Source organism: Xenorhabdus koppenhoeferi (genome assembly GCF_900116635.1).
In the GTDB taxonomy this organism is placed as follows: Bacteria; Pseudomonadota; Gammaproteobacteria; order Enterobacterales; family Enterobacteriaceae; genus Xenorhabdus; species Xenorhabdus koppenhoeferi.
This window is the reverse complement of sequence record NZ_FPBJ01000036.1, coordinates 14,355-30,668: the sequence shown is the minus strand read 5'-3', so window position 1 is coordinate 30,668 and position 16,314 is coordinate 14,355. Positions and strand designations below refer to the sequence as shown.

General features: G+C 46.1%; 13 protein-coding genes. 9 read left to right on the top strand and 4 right to left on the bottom strand.

The window, feature by feature from the left end; genetic code table 11:
• Positions 1-8 precede the first annotated feature (8 nt).
• The gene (locus BM329_RS15330) at positions 9-149 is read left to right on the top strand and encodes a helix-turn-helix domain-containing protein (RefSeq protein WP_422643814.1); all 141 of its coding nucleotides are present in this window, start codon (positions 9-11) and stop codon (positions 147-149) included.
• Positions 150-329: 180 nt separating this feature from the next.
• The gene (gene metF, locus BM329_RS11410; RefSeq protein ID WP_092553200.1) at positions 330-1,217 is read left to right on the top strand and encodes a methylenetetrahydrofolate reductase; all 888 of its coding nucleotides are present in this window, start codon (positions 330-332) and stop codon (positions 1,215-1,217) included.
• Positions 1,218-1,317: 100 nt separating this feature from the next.
• Here the strand turns inward: metF and ppc are convergent, their stop codons facing one another.
• The 3 genes from ppc to metB are packed head-to-tail and all read right to left on the bottom strand — an operon-like array spanning position 1,318 to position 7,614.
• Positions 1,318-3,954: a phosphoenolpyruvate carboxylase gene (ppc, locus tag BM329_RS11405; protein WP_092553198.1), complete on the bottom strand. Its 2,637-nt coding sequence runs from the start codon at positions 3,952-3,954 to the stop codon at positions 1,318-1,320.
• Between the two features lie 54 nt (positions 3,955-4,008).
• A complete protein-coding gene (locus tag BM329_RS11400) occupies positions 4,009-6,444 on the bottom strand; it encodes a bifunctional aspartate kinase/homoserine dehydrogenase II (protein ID WP_092553196.1) in 2,436 nt (811 codons plus the stop codon).
• Between the two features lie 9 nt (positions 6,445-6,453).
• On the bottom strand, positions 6,454-7,614 hold the full coding sequence (gene metB / locus BM329_RS11395) for a cystathionine gamma-synthase (protein WP_092553194.1): 1,161 nt from the start codon (positions 7,612-7,614) through the stop codon (positions 6,454-6,456).
• Positions 7,615-7,906: 292 nt separating this feature from the next.
• Here metB and metJ point away from each other — a divergent pair, with 292 nt between their 5' ends.
• A complete protein-coding gene (gene metJ / locus BM329_RS11390) occupies positions 7,907-8,224 on the top strand; it encodes a met regulon transcriptional regulator MetJ (protein ID WP_092553192.1) in 318 nt (105 codons plus the stop codon).
• Between the two features lie 82 nt (positions 8,225-8,306).
• On the opposite strand, the gene rpmE is transcribed toward metJ, so the two are convergent.
• Positions 8,307-8,522, bottom strand: a complete 216-nt coding sequence (gene rpmE, locus BM329_RS11385) for a 50S ribosomal protein L31 (protein ID WP_092553190.1) — start codon at positions 8,520-8,522, stop codon at positions 8,307-8,309.
• A gap of 228 nt (positions 8,523-8,750) precedes the next feature.
• On the opposite strand from rpmE, the gene priA reads away from it, so the two are divergent.
• The 6 genes from priA (at position 8,751) to BM329_RS11355 (ending at position 16,264) form a co-directional block, all read left to right on the top strand.
• A complete protein-coding gene (gene priA / locus BM329_RS11380) occupies positions 8,751-10,949 on the top strand; it encodes a primosomal protein N' (RefSeq protein WP_092553188.1) in 2,199 nt (732 codons plus the stop codon).
• Positions 10,950-11,284: 335 nt separating this feature from the next.
• On the top strand, positions 11,285-12,310 hold the full coding sequence (cytR, locus tag BM329_RS11375; RefSeq protein WP_092553186.1) for a DNA-binding transcriptional regulator CytR: 1,026 nt from the start codon (positions 11,285-11,287) through the stop codon (positions 12,308-12,310).
• 71 nt (positions 12,311-12,381) lie between these two features.
• Entirely contained in the window at positions 12,382-13,152 is a 771-nt protein-coding gene (gene ftsN, locus BM329_RS11370; protein WP_092553184.1) for a cell division protein FtsN, read from the top strand.
• Between the two features lie 139 nt (positions 13,153-13,291).
• Positions 13,292-13,822 (top strand): ATP-dependent protease subunit HslV, encoded by a 531-nt coding sequence (gene hslV / locus BM329_RS11365; protein WP_092553182.1) that lies wholly within the window; start codon positions 13,292-13,294, stop codon positions 13,820-13,822.
• Positions 13,823-13,833: 11 nt separating this feature from the next.
• Complete coding sequence (gene hslU / locus BM329_RS11360; RefSeq protein ID WP_092553180.1) at positions 13,834-15,165, top strand: ATP-dependent protease ATPase subunit HslU; 1,332 nt, start codon at positions 13,834-13,836, stop codon at positions 15,163-15,165.
• Between the two features lie 181 nt (positions 15,166-15,346).
• Entirely contained in the window at positions 15,347-16,264 is a 918-nt protein-coding gene (locus tag BM329_RS11355; protein WP_092553178.1) for a 1,4-dihydroxy-2-naphthoate polyprenyltransferase, read from the top strand.
• The last annotated feature ends 50 nt before the right edge of the window (positions 16,265-16,314 follow it).

The following is a 16,314-nucleotide window of genomic DNA, read 5'->3' as shown; positions in this document are numbered from 1 at the left end:
GCTACTCGTTGATCACACGGCTGAGCGCCCAATGGCCGGTCACGGAACTCTGTCAGGCATTTAAGGTGTCACGCAGCGCCTATTACGATTGGCGGAAACGTCCTGTCGATACAGTTAACCCATATTTCCATGTGCCACCCCAAACATGAATTTCTTTCCTGATCACTTTGAATATTCCTCATTGGGAATAAGACATTTCTCGATTGACTAAAAACCCTGCTTCAACCATTCTATTTAGACATCTAAACGGATAGACATATAAACATTTAAGCATCTAAACGTAAGCGGATATCACAAAAAAGATCCGCTTGTTCACGAGGGCACAGGGTATGAGTTTTTTCCATGCAAATCAGCGAGAAGCGCTGAATCAGAATTTGGCTGAACTTGAAGGGCAGATTCGAGTTTCCTTTGAATTCTTTCCACCCAGCACTGCTGAGATGGAACAAACCCTGTGGAAATCCATTGATCGCTTAAGCAAGCTGAAACCTAAATTTGTTTCCGTCACCTACGGTGCCAACTCTGGCGAGCGTAATCGTACCCACAGCATCATCAAAGGAATCAAAGAAAAAACTGGCCTTGATGCAGCTCCTCACCTGACTTGTATTGATGCCAACCGTGAAGAACTGCGCACCATTGCCCATGATTATTGGCAAAGTGGCATTCGTCATATCGTGGCATTGCGTGGCGATTTACCTAATAATGGTTGTAAGCCAGAAATGTATGGTGCTGATTTAGTTGAGCTCTTAAAAAAAGAGGCGGATTTTGATATTTCCGTTGCGGCTTATCCAGAAGTACATCCAGAAGCGAAAAGCGCACAGGCAGATCTGATTAATTTAAAACATAAAATTGATGCCGGAGCCAATCGCGCCATTACCCAATTCTTTTTTGATGTGGAAAGTTATCTCCGTTTTCGTGATCGTTGTGTCGCAACGGGAATTGATGTAGAAATTGTGCCGGGCATTTTGCCTGTCTCGAACTTTCGTCAACTACAACGATTCGCCACGATGACTAACGTCCGCATCCCAAGCTGGATGACCAGAATGTTTGAAGGATTGGATGACGACCCGGAAAGTCGCAACTTAGTGGGAGCATCTATTTCTATGGATATGGTGAAAATTCTCAGTCGTGAAGGGGTGAAGGATTTTCATTTTTATACCCTGAACCGAGCGGAATTGAGTTACGCCATCTGCCATACACTGGGTGTTCGCCCTGCATAATTGCATTGTTTCGTTGATGGGAAGTTCCGTTGTTAAAAAATGGAAATAAAAAAGCCGAAAAGTTCCCATTCGGCTTTTATTATTTTCATAAAATCAAATATTAACCTGTATTGCGCATCCCAGCCGCCACGCCCGCAATTGTTACCATCAGCGCCTGTTCAAGGTGCGGATCAAGGTCTTCCTGTTGACGGGAACGTTGCAACAATTCCGCCTGTAGTACGTTCAACGGATCGGTATATACATTACGCAACGCGATAGATTCCGCAATCCACGGCAAATCCGCCATCAATTGCTCATCCTGCGAGATTGTCAGCACCGTTTTGATATCCTCTGCAAGCTGGTTGCGCAGTTTAATTCCAAGAGGCCACAATTGCGGCTCTACCAAACGTTGGTCGTAGTATTCCGCCAGCCATAAGTCTGCTTTGGCAAACACCATCTCCAGCATGGCAATGCGGGTATTGAAGAAGGGCCAGTTGTGACACATATCGGTTAATGCCGACAGTTTACCTTCGTCAATCACCTGTTGCAGCGCCGCGCCAGCACCCAACCATGCCGGTAACATCAGGCGGTTTTGTGTCCATGCGAATATCCACGGGATCGCCCGCAGGCTTTCAACACCGCCTGTCGGACGGCGCTTAGCTGGCCGCGAACCCAACGGCAGTTTTGCCAATTCCTGCTCAGGTGTGGCTGCCCGAAAATAAGGCACAAACTCGGGTTGCTCACGGACGTAATCTCGATACATATCGCAGGAAACATCCGAGAGAGTTTCCATGATCTGGTGCCATTCTGCTTTTGGTTCCGGTGGTGGCAGCAAATTTGCTTCCAGAATCGCACTGGCATACAACGCCAGACTACTTATCGTCACCTGCGGTAAGCCAAACTTAAAGCGGATCATTTCCCCTTGTTCCGTTACGCGCAATCCCCCTTTCAAACTCCCCGGTGGTTGGGAGAGCAAAGCAGAGTGAGCAGGAGCGCCACCGCGACCAATCGAGCCGCCGCGTCCGTGGAACAGAGTCAGCATGACACCTTCTTCTTCACACACTTTGATCAAGGCATCCTGCGCCCGATATTGCGCCCAGGATGCTGCCATCACGCCCGCATCTTTCGCAGAATCAGAGTAACCAATCATCACCATCTGCTTGCCTTTAATCAGATCACGATACCATGCGATACCCAACAGTTGCCGGATAACCATTTCCGCATTGTTCAAGTCTTCAAGAGTTTCAAACAACGGAGCAACAGGCAATGACAATGAGCAGCCCGCTTCTTTCAGCAACAATTTCACTGCCAGCACATCAGAAGGTACTTTCGCCATGGAAATAACATAAGTGGCGATCGCATCTTGTGGCGATTCCGCGATAACTTTACAGGTTTCAAACACCTCTTGAGTTTCTGGGTTTGGCTGCCAATCACGCGGAGTAAGAGGCCGTTTCGAATTCAATTCGCGCAGTAAAAATGCCTGTTTCTCAGCTTCAGGCCAGCTTGCATAATCTCCCATTCCCAAATATTGCGTCAGTTCCGCAATCGCATCGGTATGGCGGGTACTTTCCTGCCGAATATCAATGCGCACCAGACACAAACCAAAGCAACGAATGCGGCGCAAAGTATCCAACAGTTGCCCATTTGCGATAATTTCCATACCGCAGACTTTCAGCGATTGATAACAGGCATACAACGGCTGCCATAACTGTTCGTTATGTAACAATAAATCTGTCGGTGGCAGAACTTGTTCACCTTTAAGGCGTTTCTCCAGATAAGCCAGCGTACTGTTCAATTGTGTCCGCAGCTGCTTAGCAATCTCACGATAAGGCTCCAGAACCCGATCACCGCCCACCATTTGGCGTAGTTCAGGCGTACACTCAGACATAGAGAGTTCAGAAACTAAAATTTGAATATCTTTCAGGAATAAATCTGCCGCTTTCCAACGGCTGAGCAGCAAAACATGGCGGGTAATTTCAGCGGTAACGTTAGGATTACCATCACGATCCCCACCCATCCAAGAGGTGAAACGAACCGGCACCGCTTCTACTGGCAAACTATAACCAATGGATTCTTCCAGTTGTTCATTGAACTCACGCAGAAACGCCGGCACACCTTCCCACAAGCTGTTTTCGACAACAGCAAAACCCCATTTTGCTTCATCAATCGGAGTTGGGCGGATTTTGCGGATTTCATCGGTATGCCATGATTGAGCTATCAACTGACGCAGCCGACGCATGATATTATTGCGTTCATAATCCGCCAAATCGTCATGATCAAGTTGTGCCAAACAACCATTAACTTCAACCAATTTATGGATCAAAGTACGGCGGGCAATTTCTGTTGGATGAGCCGTCAGAACCAATTCAATTGCCAGCTCATTAACGGCATTGGCCAAATCATCGTTGCTGAATTGTTTGTCTTTAAGACGATTGAACAATGTTGCCAACGCTACCGGATTACTCGCAGCTTCACCGTGTGGTGAAATGCTGTGATATTGTTCAGCAACATTGGTCAGATTTAAAAATTGGTTAAAAGCACGGGCAACGGGCAGGAGTTCATCATTGGATAAATTTTCCAGTGTCGATAAAAGCTGCTGACGATGGGCTTCATTACCTGCTCGGGATGATTTGGATAGCTTCCTGATCGTTTCAACTTTATCAAGAATATCTTCTCCCAAAGCCTCTTTGATAGTGTTGCCCAGCAACTTACCGAGCATACTGACATTACTTCGCATTGCGGAATATTGTTGATTCATGTGGTTTCTGGCCTTGTGTTACTGTATATCACCCATTTCGCCGAAACAGTGACTCTACAAAAGCTGTGACAAGCGATTTAAATCTGATTGGATGGCTCCCGCAGTAACATCCCGCCCCGCACCAGGACCACGGATCACCAGCGGATTATCACGATACCACCTGCTTTCTATCGCAAAAATATTATCCCCCGGCAACAACGAAGCCAACGGATGATCACTGCGTACCGCTTCCACACCCACTTTCGCCTTACCACTGATATCAAAACGTGCGACATAACGCAATACCATCCCCATCTCCTGTGCTGCTTGCAATCGTTGAAGCATCTGTGCATTGACGGCTGCACTGTTTTCAAAGAATTCTTCAACAGAGCCAATGCGCGCTTCTTCTGGCACCAGTGATTCAACACGGACTTGATCAGGTTCTATCTCATAACCCGCTTCGCGAGCCAGAATAATCAGCTTACGCCTCACATCCTGACCAGAAAGATCAATTCTCGGGTCTGGTTCCGTCAATCCCTGCTGCCATGCTTGTTCTACCAAATCACTGAAAGGTACAGAACCATCAAACTGCAAGAACAACCATGATAATGTTCCGGAAAAAATACCGCTGATAGATAAAATCGTATCACCACTTTCCCGCAAATCTCTGACGGAATAGTTAATCGGCAATCCCGCACCAACGGTGGCATTGTATAACCAATGGCGACCCGTTTTTGCAAAGGCATCGCGGATCGAGCGATACGTATTGCTGTCAGAAGAACCGGCAACTTTATTGGCGCTGATAACGTGAAAACCATAACTGGCAAAATCGATATATTCTTTGGCCAATTCTTCACTTGCTGTGACATCCAGTACAATGAGATCGTCATAAGGATGCGCTCTCATCCATAAAAACAGTGCATCGTCTTCATGTTCAATTGCCTCATCATCAAAGAATGCCAATGCCCTGCTAGCATCAATCCCCTGATAATTCAGTAAACTTCGGCGGCTATCCACAACACCTGCCAGAATAAATTCAAAATCACTGCGAGCAGAAAGATTTTTCTGTTCGCGGGCAAACAGTTCTAACCAACGTGAACCGATGTTCCCTTTGCCAAACAGCACCAAACCAATACGCTTTTCTGCCCGGAACAAGCTTTGGTGCAATCCCTGAATCAAATGGGAAGTCTGATTCAGGCGCAAAACGGCAACAAGGCTGATACCCTCTTCGGCATGCCAAATAAATTCAACAGGTTGATCTTTTAGTTGTTGATAAAAGCGGTGGCTATGCAACGGATTCTTGCAGACCCCCGCTCCCACCAGTGCGACCAGAGACAATCCTTCACGCAAGGAAAGTCTTCCGGGTAAAGCTGCATCCTGTAAAACATCAAGGACACTGTTTACTACCTCAGAGGTATAGCAAAGTTGGATCAGATTACAGTCCGCATGCAGTCCGGTCGCCAACGGCCGAATCTGAGCACGTTTCAGCAGTGAATCAATATCCTTGTAAATTTGCTTGAAATCATGCGCTGAGGAAACATGCAATTCAATCAGGCAGACATCATCATGGCTAGTAACGATTTTCGCTCCGGTCCCTGTCGCCAGTACTCGTTCAATGCGGGTAGAACCCTGTTCAGGCTGATAACTGCAACGCAGTTGCAGATCAATATCACTGACAGAAACAGGCTGTAATGTTCGGGTATGAAGTACAGGTGCAGCTAGGCGCGCCAATTCGCTGGCTTCATCCAAACGCAGCAATGGCAACAGACACGCATCTTTGACTTTGCGGGGATCCGCGCTGTAAACCCCCGCCACATCACTCCAGATTGTGACTTTTTTGGCACCGGCCAAAGCACCGACCTGTGTAGCAGAATAATCACTGCCATTACGCCCCAGCAATATTGTTTCACCACTTTGATTGCTGGAAATAAACCCAGTGACAACCAAACGCTTATTGGGATTTTGGATCAATAGCTGACTAAGGAGAGGCTGAGACAAACTGACATCAACTTGCGGCTGGGCAATGCGTTCTGCCCGCAGGAACCGGCGAGCATCCAGCCAAGCACTGGGGATACCTTTGTGCTCAAGTACCGCCGCCATCAAACGTGCAGACCAGATTTCACCGTGGCCGACAACTTCTGCGTATGTGATATCTGTAACGAGTTTATCCAGCAGTGCGCTCAACCTTTCCAGATCAGCGATAAACTTCATGACCAGTTCTTCTGCAACGGCTTCTGGCAACAAACCACGGATCAACTCTTGCTGGTAGCGCCGCAACGATTGTTGTATTTGATGTGCTGATATCCGATCACTCTGGCTCAATTTCAACCAATCTATAAGCTGATTGGTTGTACTGCCAGCCGCCGATACCACCATCAAATCACCCGGCTGACTATAATTCTCCATAATATCCGCAACCCGCTGATAACATTTCACATCAGCTAAACTGCTGCCGCCAAATTTATGTAACTGGCGGCCCGATTCCGCCCCCGATGTTGCCAGTGCACTCATGATTAATGATTACCTCGTTGCCGCTGCCTGAAACGCATTATCCAGATCAGTAATTAAATCCTGACTATCTTCAATTCCCACAGAGACACGAAGAAGCAAATCCGTAATCCCTGCCTGAGCCCTTGCTTCTGCCGACATCCCCGCGTGTGTCATTGTTGCAGTATGAGAAATCAACGATTCTACGCCTCCGAGAGATTCAGCCAGAGTAAATAATTTTAACGCAGATAAAAAACGATGAATGGACTGTTCATCACCATCCAGTTCGAAACTCAGCATCGCCCCAAAACCTTTTTGCTGTTTGACGGCTATTTCATGCCCTGGATGGTTTTTCAGCGCCGGATAGTAGAGTTTTTTCACTTGCGTCTGCTGTTGCAAATAATCCGCGATGACAGCCGCATTATTTTGCTGAAGTAACACACGGGCAGACAAAGTACGAATGCCACGCAATAACAGATAACTGTCAAACGCGCCCGCTGTCACACCAATATTGTTGGCCCACCATGCCAAATCTTCCGCAATGACCGGTTCTTTGGCGATAACGGCCCCGGCAATCAGATCAGAGTGCCCATTCAAATATTTCGTGCAAGAATGAACCACGATATCAGCCCCTAAATCCAGTGGTTTTTGCAACACTGGGCTTAAGAAGGTGTTATCCACAATAGTCAACGCCCCAATCTCATGCGCTAATTTACAAATGTGTTGAATATCAACGATCCGCAGCAATGGATTACTGGGGGTTTCAATCAGTACCAGTTTTGGCTTTTGTGCCAACGCCAGTTTAAGGGCATTCTCATCCGCCTGATCAACAAAAATGACATTGTATGCCCCACGCTTACTCAAGCTATCAAATAAACGATAACTGCCACCATAACAGTCATGGGGAGCCACTAATAAATCCCCCGGTTTCAGAAATACAGTGCACAACAGATGGATGGCAGACATACCGCTGCTTGTCATAACCGCTCCGGCACCACCTTCAAGTTCTGACAGAACCTGTTGGACAACATCACGCCCCGGATTACCACGCCGGGAATAATCGTGCGTTCTGGGTTCATTGAAACCCGTAAAATTATAGGTACTAGAAAGATAAATAGGCGGAACCACACAACCATATTGTTCATCAGTATTTAAACCGCTGTGAACCGCAACGGTCGCTTGCTTACATCCCATGAACTTTACCCATCGTCATTATTATTGGTGTCACGCAAGGATAACGACTGGATAGATAGACGTCAATACATCTAGACATCCAAAATCATTTGCGGTTTAATACGACAATTCAATGATTACTTTCATGCCTTAATATTTCTTCTGGTTATATTTTATGAGTTCGTGCGGCTGGAGCAATATAGTCAATAGTCTAATTATGCTAGACTACCGTATTACCAACATGAAAACAGATCAGAAAATATATTAACTTCTGATTTTAATTACTTGATTCAAGAACTATTTAAGGTATCTCATGGCTGAGTGGAATGGTGAGTATGTCAGCCCTTATGCTGAACATGGCAAAAAAAGTGAACAGGTCAAAAAAATTACGGTTTCAATCCCATTGAAGGTATTGAAGATCCTGACAGATGAACGAACCCGTCGTCAGGTGAATAATTTGCGTCATGCAACAAATAGCGAATTGCTGTGTGAAGCGTTTCTCCATGCGTTCACTGGACAGCCTCTGCCTAACGATGATGATTTACGTAAAGAACGTCATGATGAAATCCCTGAAGCAGCAAAAGTTATGATGCGTGAACTCGGCATTGATCCTGAAACATGGGAATATTGATAACAAAAACGCCCAATGCAGAACATTGGGCGTTTTTGTTTCAACTATCCTGCCTGTATTGATTACAAACAGAGAAAAGTCATTACTTCTTAGCACCTGGAACGCTGAAACGTTTGTTAAAGCGATCAACACGACCACCAGTCGCAACATCACGCTGCTTACCGGTGTAGAACGGGTGGCATGCACCACAAACGTCCAGGTTCAGGCTGTGACCTACGGTAGATTTGATTTTCATAACATTACCGCAAGAACAAGACGCAGTAACTTCTTCGTATTTAGGATGAATACCTTTTTTCATGGGGAAACCTCTGTGTAAGGCCGTGTCGCTATCCAGCCGTATTGCCGCCAGACACCACACGTCGTGTTGATAAAAAATAAGTATCGGTAATTTCTATACCAAAGGCGGCGAATCATACAGAATATCGGTTTATTGCGCAATGAAATCCGCCGCTTTGCTATGATACCCTTACCATTATAATTTTTTCGCCACGTTTTATCTGGTCATTAATCATTCGGAAATCGCCTTATGACAGTTGTTCAGGTTGTGTTGCCTGTCCCCCTAGCCCGCGCTTTTGATTATTTGTTACCTACAGGGGCACCGTTACCAGCTATCGGTGTCCGTGTTCTCGTGCCGTTTGGCAAGCGTAATGCAATTGGCGTTGTCATTGCTATCGCAGACAGCAGCGAATTTCCTCCTGAACAACTAAAGTCAATTTTTTCTGTCCTCGATACAGAGCCACTTTTTCCTGACGATCTCTGGCAATTGCTCCTATGGGCTGCCAGCTATTATCATTATCCTCTGGGAGAAGTTTTGTTTCATGCTATGCCTGTTTTACTACGTCAGGGGAAAAATGCAGAATTTGCTCCACTTTGGCAATGGCAGGTGACCGAAGCAGGCCGGAAGCTGCCTATCGAACAGCTCAAACGTTCTGCCAGACAGCAGCAGGCTTTGGCCACTTTGCGCCAAAATCCTATTTATCGCCACCAAGTTTCTGAATTGGAATTAAGTGAAAGCGCATTACAATCACTGAAAAAGAAAACATTGATAGATCTGCATCCAATACAACCAGAAGCAGAAAACTGGCATGCATATTTTGAAATTATCGGAGAACGGTTAAAGCTCAATACAGAACAGGCTACTGCAATAGATGCTATCCGTGCAGAAGATAAAACTTTTTCTCCGTGGCTGCTTGCGGGTATCACTGGATCAGGAAAAACTGAGATCTATCTCAGTGTACTGGAAAATATTCTTGAAAAGGGCAAACAAGCGCTGATTCTGGTACCCGAAATAGGATTGACTCCACAAACTATCCGTCGGTTCCGAGAGCGTTTCAATGCGCCTGTTGATGTTCTGCACTCAGCTTTAAATGACAGTGAACGTCTGGCGGTTTGGCTGCGGGCGAAACGGGGAGAAAACGCTATCGTCATCGGGACGCGCTCTGCTTTGTTCACTCCTTTTTCTCACCTGGGGGTTATCATCATCGATGAAGAGCATGATAGCTCTTACAAACAACAAGAAGGCTGGCGCTATCACGCCCGTGATCTGGCTGTATTTCTTGCCAAAAAAGAGAATATCCCAATTATTATGGGCACAGCCACACCCGCACTGGAGACGTTATACAATGTTCAGCAGAACAAATATCGTCAACTGACACTAACCAAGCGGGCAGGCCATGCCCAACCTGCAACCCAGCATTTGCTTGATTTGAAAGGATTGCCACTCACCGTTGGTTTATCACAACCGCTTATCAACCGCCTTCGCGAACATCTCAAAGCTGATAATCAGGTCATGCTGTTCCTGAACCGTCGTGGTTATTCACCCGCCTTGCTCTGCCATGAATGCGGCTGGATAGCAGAATGCCGACGCTGTGAACATTACTACACCCTGCACCAAAACCACCGTCACCTGCGTTGCCATCATTGTGACAGCCAACGCGCGATCCCGCGTCAATGTCCGCAATGCGGCTCCACTAACTTAATTCCGGTCGGCCTGGGTACTGAACAACTGGAAGATGGCATAACAAAACTGTTCCCCAATATTCCAGTCACCCGCATCGACCGTGATACCACCAGCCGTAAAGGTGCGCTGGAACAGCAACTTGCTGAAGTACACCAAGGCGGCGCACGAATTTTGATTGGCACTCAGATGCTGGCAAAAGGTCATCATTTCCCTGACGTTACACTCGTTGCTTTGCTTGATGTTGATGGCGCACTGTTTTCTGCCGATTTTCGGGCAGCAGAACGTTTCGCCCAACTCTATACCCAAGTCTCCGGTCGGGCAGGACGGGCCGGAAAACGGGGAGAAGTTGTCCTGCAAACCCACCATCCTGAGCATCCGCTTTTACAAGTACTGCTGGAAAAAGGCTATGATGCCTTTGCCCAACAAGCGATGGAAGAACGGCAACAAGTCCATCTGCCCCCTTTTTCCAGCCACATCTTGCTTCGTTCAGAAGATCATGACAATCAGCAAGCGCCCGCATTTTTACAGCACATGCGCCAACTGTTTGAACATCACCCACAGCGTGATGACCATTTGTGGGTCATGGGACCCGTACCGGCATTACAAGCCAAGCGAAGCGGCCGTTACCGCTGGCAATTGATGATTCAACACCCTTCGCGCATTTTCCTCCAGAAAATGATGTCGGCAATCTATCCGCAAATCGCCACTCTGCCACAAGCTCGCAAAGTGAAATGGAACATTGATGTTGATCCCATTGAAGGTTGATAACAGAAAACCGTGACTCAATAACAGAAATAGAAAATTGCGCATCGTCGCAAAGCGACAACATCGGACAGAACATTTTTGGAAAAATAGAGACAATTATTTCCTTGATTTGCGAAGTATCTCTAAGAAATGATTCATATCACACTTTTTATGTAAACAAAGTAACGGATTGGTCTATTAATCAGTTTAAAATAAAATTATTAATATGACTGTAGAAAACAATCCGCCAGTACTTCCTGCTCAGCACTCAAAAATGTCTGCTCAGGGATGTCTGGCGTTTTTTTAGCAGCCGGAGAGCAATCGTTTCGCTGCCTGTAGAAAGTGAGGAGTGGACTATGGAAAAAAAGAATTGCGCGTTAGCAACCATGAAAGATGTTGCCAAAGTAGCTGGTGTTTCTACCGCAACTGTATCAAGAACCCTTATGAATCCTGACAAGGTTTCTGCCCGTACCCGTCAAAAAGTCGAGAATGCCGTATTAGAAGTCGGTTACTATCCCCACAATCTTGCCAAGAACTTACGGCGCAATGAATCCAGAGCGATTTTGGTTATCGTACCGAATATCAGTGATCCTTTTTTTAACGAAGTTATTCGCGGCATTGAAGAAACCGCAGCAGAACATGGTTATTTGGTACTGATTGGCGATTGCAAACATCAGCAACAGCAAGAGCACGCCTTTATCAACCTTCTGATTACAAAACGCATTGATGGTATGGTGCTGCTGGGTTCAAATATTCCTTTCGATGTTTCCAAAGAAGAACAAAAAAACCTGCCGCCCATGGTCATGGCGAATGAATTTTCGCCCGATTTGGAATTGCCGACCGTCCATATTGACAACCTGACAGCCGCTTTCAATGCCACCCATCATTTGCAAAAACTGGGACACAAGCGCATTGCCTGTATTACAGGGCCTGACACCATGCCATTGTGCCACTATCGACTACAAGGCTACATTCAGGCATTGCGACGCACGGGTGAAGACATTCGCGAAGAATATATCGTCTGCGGGAATTTTACCCACGAAAGCGGCGCTACCTTAGCGGAAAATCTGCTGACTTTGCCAACGCCACCAAGCGCCATTTTCTGTCATAGTGATGTCATGGCAATGGGTGCAATGTGGCAAGCTAAAAAAATGGGATTAAAATTACCGGAGGATCTTTCTGTTGTTGGTTTTGATAATTTAAAACTAGCTCAATATTGCGAACCGGCTTTAACCACAGTAGCGCAGCCTCGTTATGAAATTGGGCACCACTCCATGCTTTTATTGCTGGAACAACTTCAGGGGCGCCTGGTTTCCAAAGGTTCAAGATTATTGGATGCCGAATTGACCATTCGTGAGAGTACTTGTTCGCCTAAAAGCTAGGCAAATAATCACAGGTTAAGTAACATTAGTTATCCATTCCTTAATTTTTAAATAACTCAGTGAATTAAACAGTGGCACAACGAGATTATGTAAGTCGCGGGCGTACCAATACCCGTCAGAAAAGTACTGATAAGAAAAAAAATCAGTCTCAAGGATTACCCAAAACTACATTAGCCGTTGCTGTGGCCTTGGTGGTCGTCTTTATTGGTGGTCTTTATTTCATCGTACAGAACAAGAAAGAAAGTGTGCAAAATGAGCCACAACCTTCTCACCAAACCAAAGGTCATGGCCTGCCACCAAAACCAGAAGAGCGCTGGAGTTATATCAAAGAATTAGAAAATCGGCCTGTTAATGAGACTTCAATACAAGATCCTGCTGTGTTCTTGAACCGACCGTTAAATCAGGCAACCCAACTTACGGCAGAACAGAAACAATTACTTGAGCAAATGCAGACAGACATGCGCCAGCCGCCTATTTCATTGAAAGAAGTGCCTTATAACAGTGAGTCCATCCCACGCTCACATGTAATGATTAATCCTCCTGCACAAGAAAATACCCAACAGCAGCCAGAACAATCAGTGCAATCTTCACCAGTGCAAAAACCGGCATCAAATGGGTCCAGGTTGATGCTACAATGCGGCTCTTTCCAAGCGATAGGACAGGCTGAATCCGTCCGCGCCAGCCTTGCATTTGCAGGTATTGAAAGCCAGATTACTACCAAAGACAATTGGAACCGCGTTGTACTGGGTCCTTACAAAAACAAGGAAAGCGCGGAAAAAATGCGCAATCGTGTTGCAGATGCAGGTGTATCCGGCTGTATTCTCCGCCCTGCCGGGGGTTGAAAAATCAGAAAATTCCCCCATCTTACATAGCTAATAACCTACATACGGTGCTTTTCTCAGCAAGATTACAGGCAATTGCGGGAACACAGACCAATGTTCCGTGTGTACCATATTTTATTTTGTAACCAGAGGCTAACTCGTGACTACAATCGTAAGTGTTCGCCGTAATGGCAAAGTCGTCATCGGTGGTGATGGACAAGCAACAATGGGTCATACCGTTATGAAAGGCAATGTCCGCAAAGTGCGTCGCCTTTACAATGACAAAGTCATCGCGGGTTTTGCCGGCGGTACTGCTGATGCTTTCACGCTATTCGAATTATTTGAACGAAAACTGGAAATGCATCAAGGACACCTGACCAAAGCGGCCGTTGAACTAGCCAAAGACTGGCGAACCGATCGCATGCTACGCAAGCTGGAAGCCCTGCTTGCGGTCGCAGATGAAAATGCTTCTTTGATTATTACAGGTAACGGTGACGTGATTCAGCCAGAGAATGATCTTATCGCCATTGGTTCCGGTGGTTCATATGCACAGGCTGCGGCTAGGGCAATGCTGGAAACAACCGACCTTGGTGCCAGGGAAATCACAGAACGCGCCCTGACCATTGCTGGCGATATCTGCATTTACACTAACCATAATCATAACTTCGAAGAACTACCTTCAAAAGCGTAAGGATAGATAGTATGTCTGAAATGACTCCACGCGAAATTGTCAGTGAACTTAACAATCACATCATTGGTCAAGATAAAGCGAAACGCGCTGTTGCTATTGCCCTGCGTAACCGCTGGCGCCGTATGCAATTAGATGAAAACCTGCGTCATGAAGTCACTCCAAAAAATATTTTGATGATTGGCCCAACTGGTGTCGGTAAAACCGAAATCGCCCGTCGTCTGGCAAAGCTGGCTAATGCCCCTTTCATCAAGGTCGAAGCAACTAAATTTACTGAAGTCGGTTATGTCGGTAAAGAAGTCGATTCCATTATCCGTGATCTGACTGATGCCGCAGTGAAAATGGTACGCCTGCAATCTATTGAGAAAAACCGCTATCGTGCCGAAGAACTCGCGGAAGAACGCATTCTGGATGTTCTGCTGCCACCAGCAAAAAATAACTGGGGACAAACTGAATCTCAGCCTGAGCCGTCTTCAACTCGTCAGACATTTCGCAAAAAACTGCGTGAAGGCAAGTTAGATGACAAAGAGATCGAAATCGAAGTTTCAGCCGCTCCGGTTGGCGTTGAAATCATGGCCCCCCCGGGCATGGAAGAGATGACTAACCAGTTGCAGTCCATGTTCCAGAATATGGCAGGCCAGCGTCAAAAAAGCCGCAAGATGAAAATCAAAGACGCATTCAAGCTGCTGGTTGAAGAAGAAGCCGCAAAACTGGTTAATCCTGAAGAATTGAAACAACAGGCCATTGATTCAGTTGAACAGCACGGTATCGTCTTTATTGATGAGATCGATAAAATCTGTAAACGTGGTCAAACTTCCGGCCCAGATGTTTCCCGTGAAGGCGTCCAGCGTGATCTCCTGCCATTGGTAGAAGGCTGCACAGTTTCCACTAAACATGGCATGGTCAAAACCGATCATATTCTGTTTATCGCATCCGGAGCATTCCAGGTTTCCAGCCCTTCTGATCTGATCCCAGAACTTCAGGGGCGTTTACCAATCCGCGTCGAGCTGCAAGCACTCACAACTGAAGATTTCGAACGTATTCTGACTGAGCCTAATGCATCCCTGACTGAACAGTACAAAGCGCTGATGGCAACCGAAGGCATGAATATCGACTTCACTGCGGATGGTATCCGTAAAATCGCAGAAGCAGCGTGGCAAGTGAACGAAACTACCGAAAACATTGGTGCCCGTCGCCTGCATACCGTGCTTGAACGTATGATGGAAGATATCTCTTTTAATGCCAGTGAACGCCATGGTCAATCAGTTGAAATCAATGCTGACTACGTTAAAGATCACTTGGATGAGCTGGTTGCCAATGAAGATTTGAGTCGGTTTATTTTGTAATCGGTAATAATCCTAATTCGCCAAACTTATTCACGTAAACGTGACTGAGTGCGAACCGAACATAGTGCAAAGAAATACATAGTGCAAAGAAATAGTAGGAGGCTAAAAGCCTCCCATTACTCTATTTTCGATGGTATAAAATTTGTCATACACCAACTAAATAGTGATAAACAGTGGCTATATGAGTTCAACAACATCTACCAGTCAGATACAGGCATGGTTAGAAAGCTTACGCCCCAAAACGCTCCCACTAGCTGTAGCTGCTGTCATAACAGGCTCAGCCCTTGCTTCATGGACGGGACATTTTAAATGGCCGGTGGCGTTGCTCGCTTTATTAACCGCAGCAATGCTGCAAATTCTTTCCAACCTCGCCAATGATTATGGGGATGTCGCTAAAGGCAGTGATACAGACAAACGTATTGGCCCAATGCGCGGGATGCAAAAAGGCCTGATCACAGCAAAACAGATGAAAAATGCATTGAAGCTCACTGTGCTGCTCTCCTGTCTTTCTGGTATTGCACTAATCATCGTCGCCGGTAATAGCCCAAGCGATATTATTGGTTTCTTGTTGCTGGGATTACTGGCGATTGCGGCAGCCATCACCTATACGGTGGGAACCAGACCTTATGGCTATATGGGGATGGGCGATATTTCTGTCCTGATCTTCTTTGGCTGGCTGAGTGTTATTGGTACTTATTATCTACAAGCGAACTCTTTTTCCCCGAGCACAATTCTGCCCGCAACTGCCTGTGGTTTGCTCTCCGTGGCAGTACTGAATATTAATAACTTACGTGATATCGAAACTGACCGCCAAAACGGAAAAAATACATTGGCTGTTAGATTGGGGGGAAAAAAAGCTCGTTATTACCACGCAACCCTGTTAATAAGCGCTGTTATTTGCCTTATTTCCTTTACTTTGCTGTACTCACATAGTTGGATCAGCTGGCTGTTTTTACTCACTTTTCCTTTGCTATTTAAACATATATTGCAAGTACTGCGCGATCCAACACCAGAAGGCATGCGCCCTAAGTTAGTACAAATGGTCAAAGTGGCATTATTGACCAATGTGCTGTTTTCCATTGGATTGGTGCTTAATTAAGCGAGTAAGTATCAATTTTATACCTAAGTTTTAAGATTGATGATTTTGCC

Bases quoted from the DNA above. Each gene is read 5' to 3' on its own strand.
- metF (WP_092553200.1), top strand. From the start codon at position 330: ATGAGTTTTTTCCATGCAAATCAGCGAGAAGCGCTGAATCAGAATTTG.
- ppc (WP_092553198.1), bottom strand. From the start codon at position 3,954: ATGAATCAACAATATTCCGCAATGCGAAGTAATGTCAGTATGCTCGGT.
- BM329_RS11400 (WP_092553196.1), bottom strand. From the start codon at position 6,444: ATGAGTGCACTGGCAACATCGGGGGCGGAATCGGGCCGCCAGTTACAT.
- metB (WP_092553194.1), bottom strand. From the start codon at position 7,614: ATGGGATGTAAGCAAGCGACCGTTGCGGTTCACAGCGGTTTAAATACT.
- metJ (WP_092553192.1), top strand. From the start codon at position 7,907: ATGGCTGAGTGGAATGGTGAGTATGTCAGCCCTTATGCTGAACATGGC.
- rpmE (WP_092553190.1), bottom strand. From the start codon at position 8,522: ATGAAAAAAGGTATTCATCCTAAATACGAAGAAGTTACTGCGTCTTGT.
- priA (WP_092553188.1), top strand. From the start codon at position 8,751: ATGACAGTTGTTCAGGTTGTGTTGCCTGTCCCCCTAGCCCGCGCTTTT.
- cytR (WP_092553186.1), top strand. From the start codon at position 11,285: ATGGAAAAAAAGAATTGCGCGTTAGCAACCATGAAAGATGTTGCCAAA.
- hslU (WP_092553180.1), top strand. From the start codon at position 13,834: ATGTCTGAAATGACTCCACGCGAAATTGTCAGTGAACTTAACAATCAC.
- BM329_RS11355 (WP_092553178.1), top strand. From the start codon at position 15,347: ATGAGTTCAACAACATCTACCAGTCAGATACAGGCATGGTTAGAAAGC.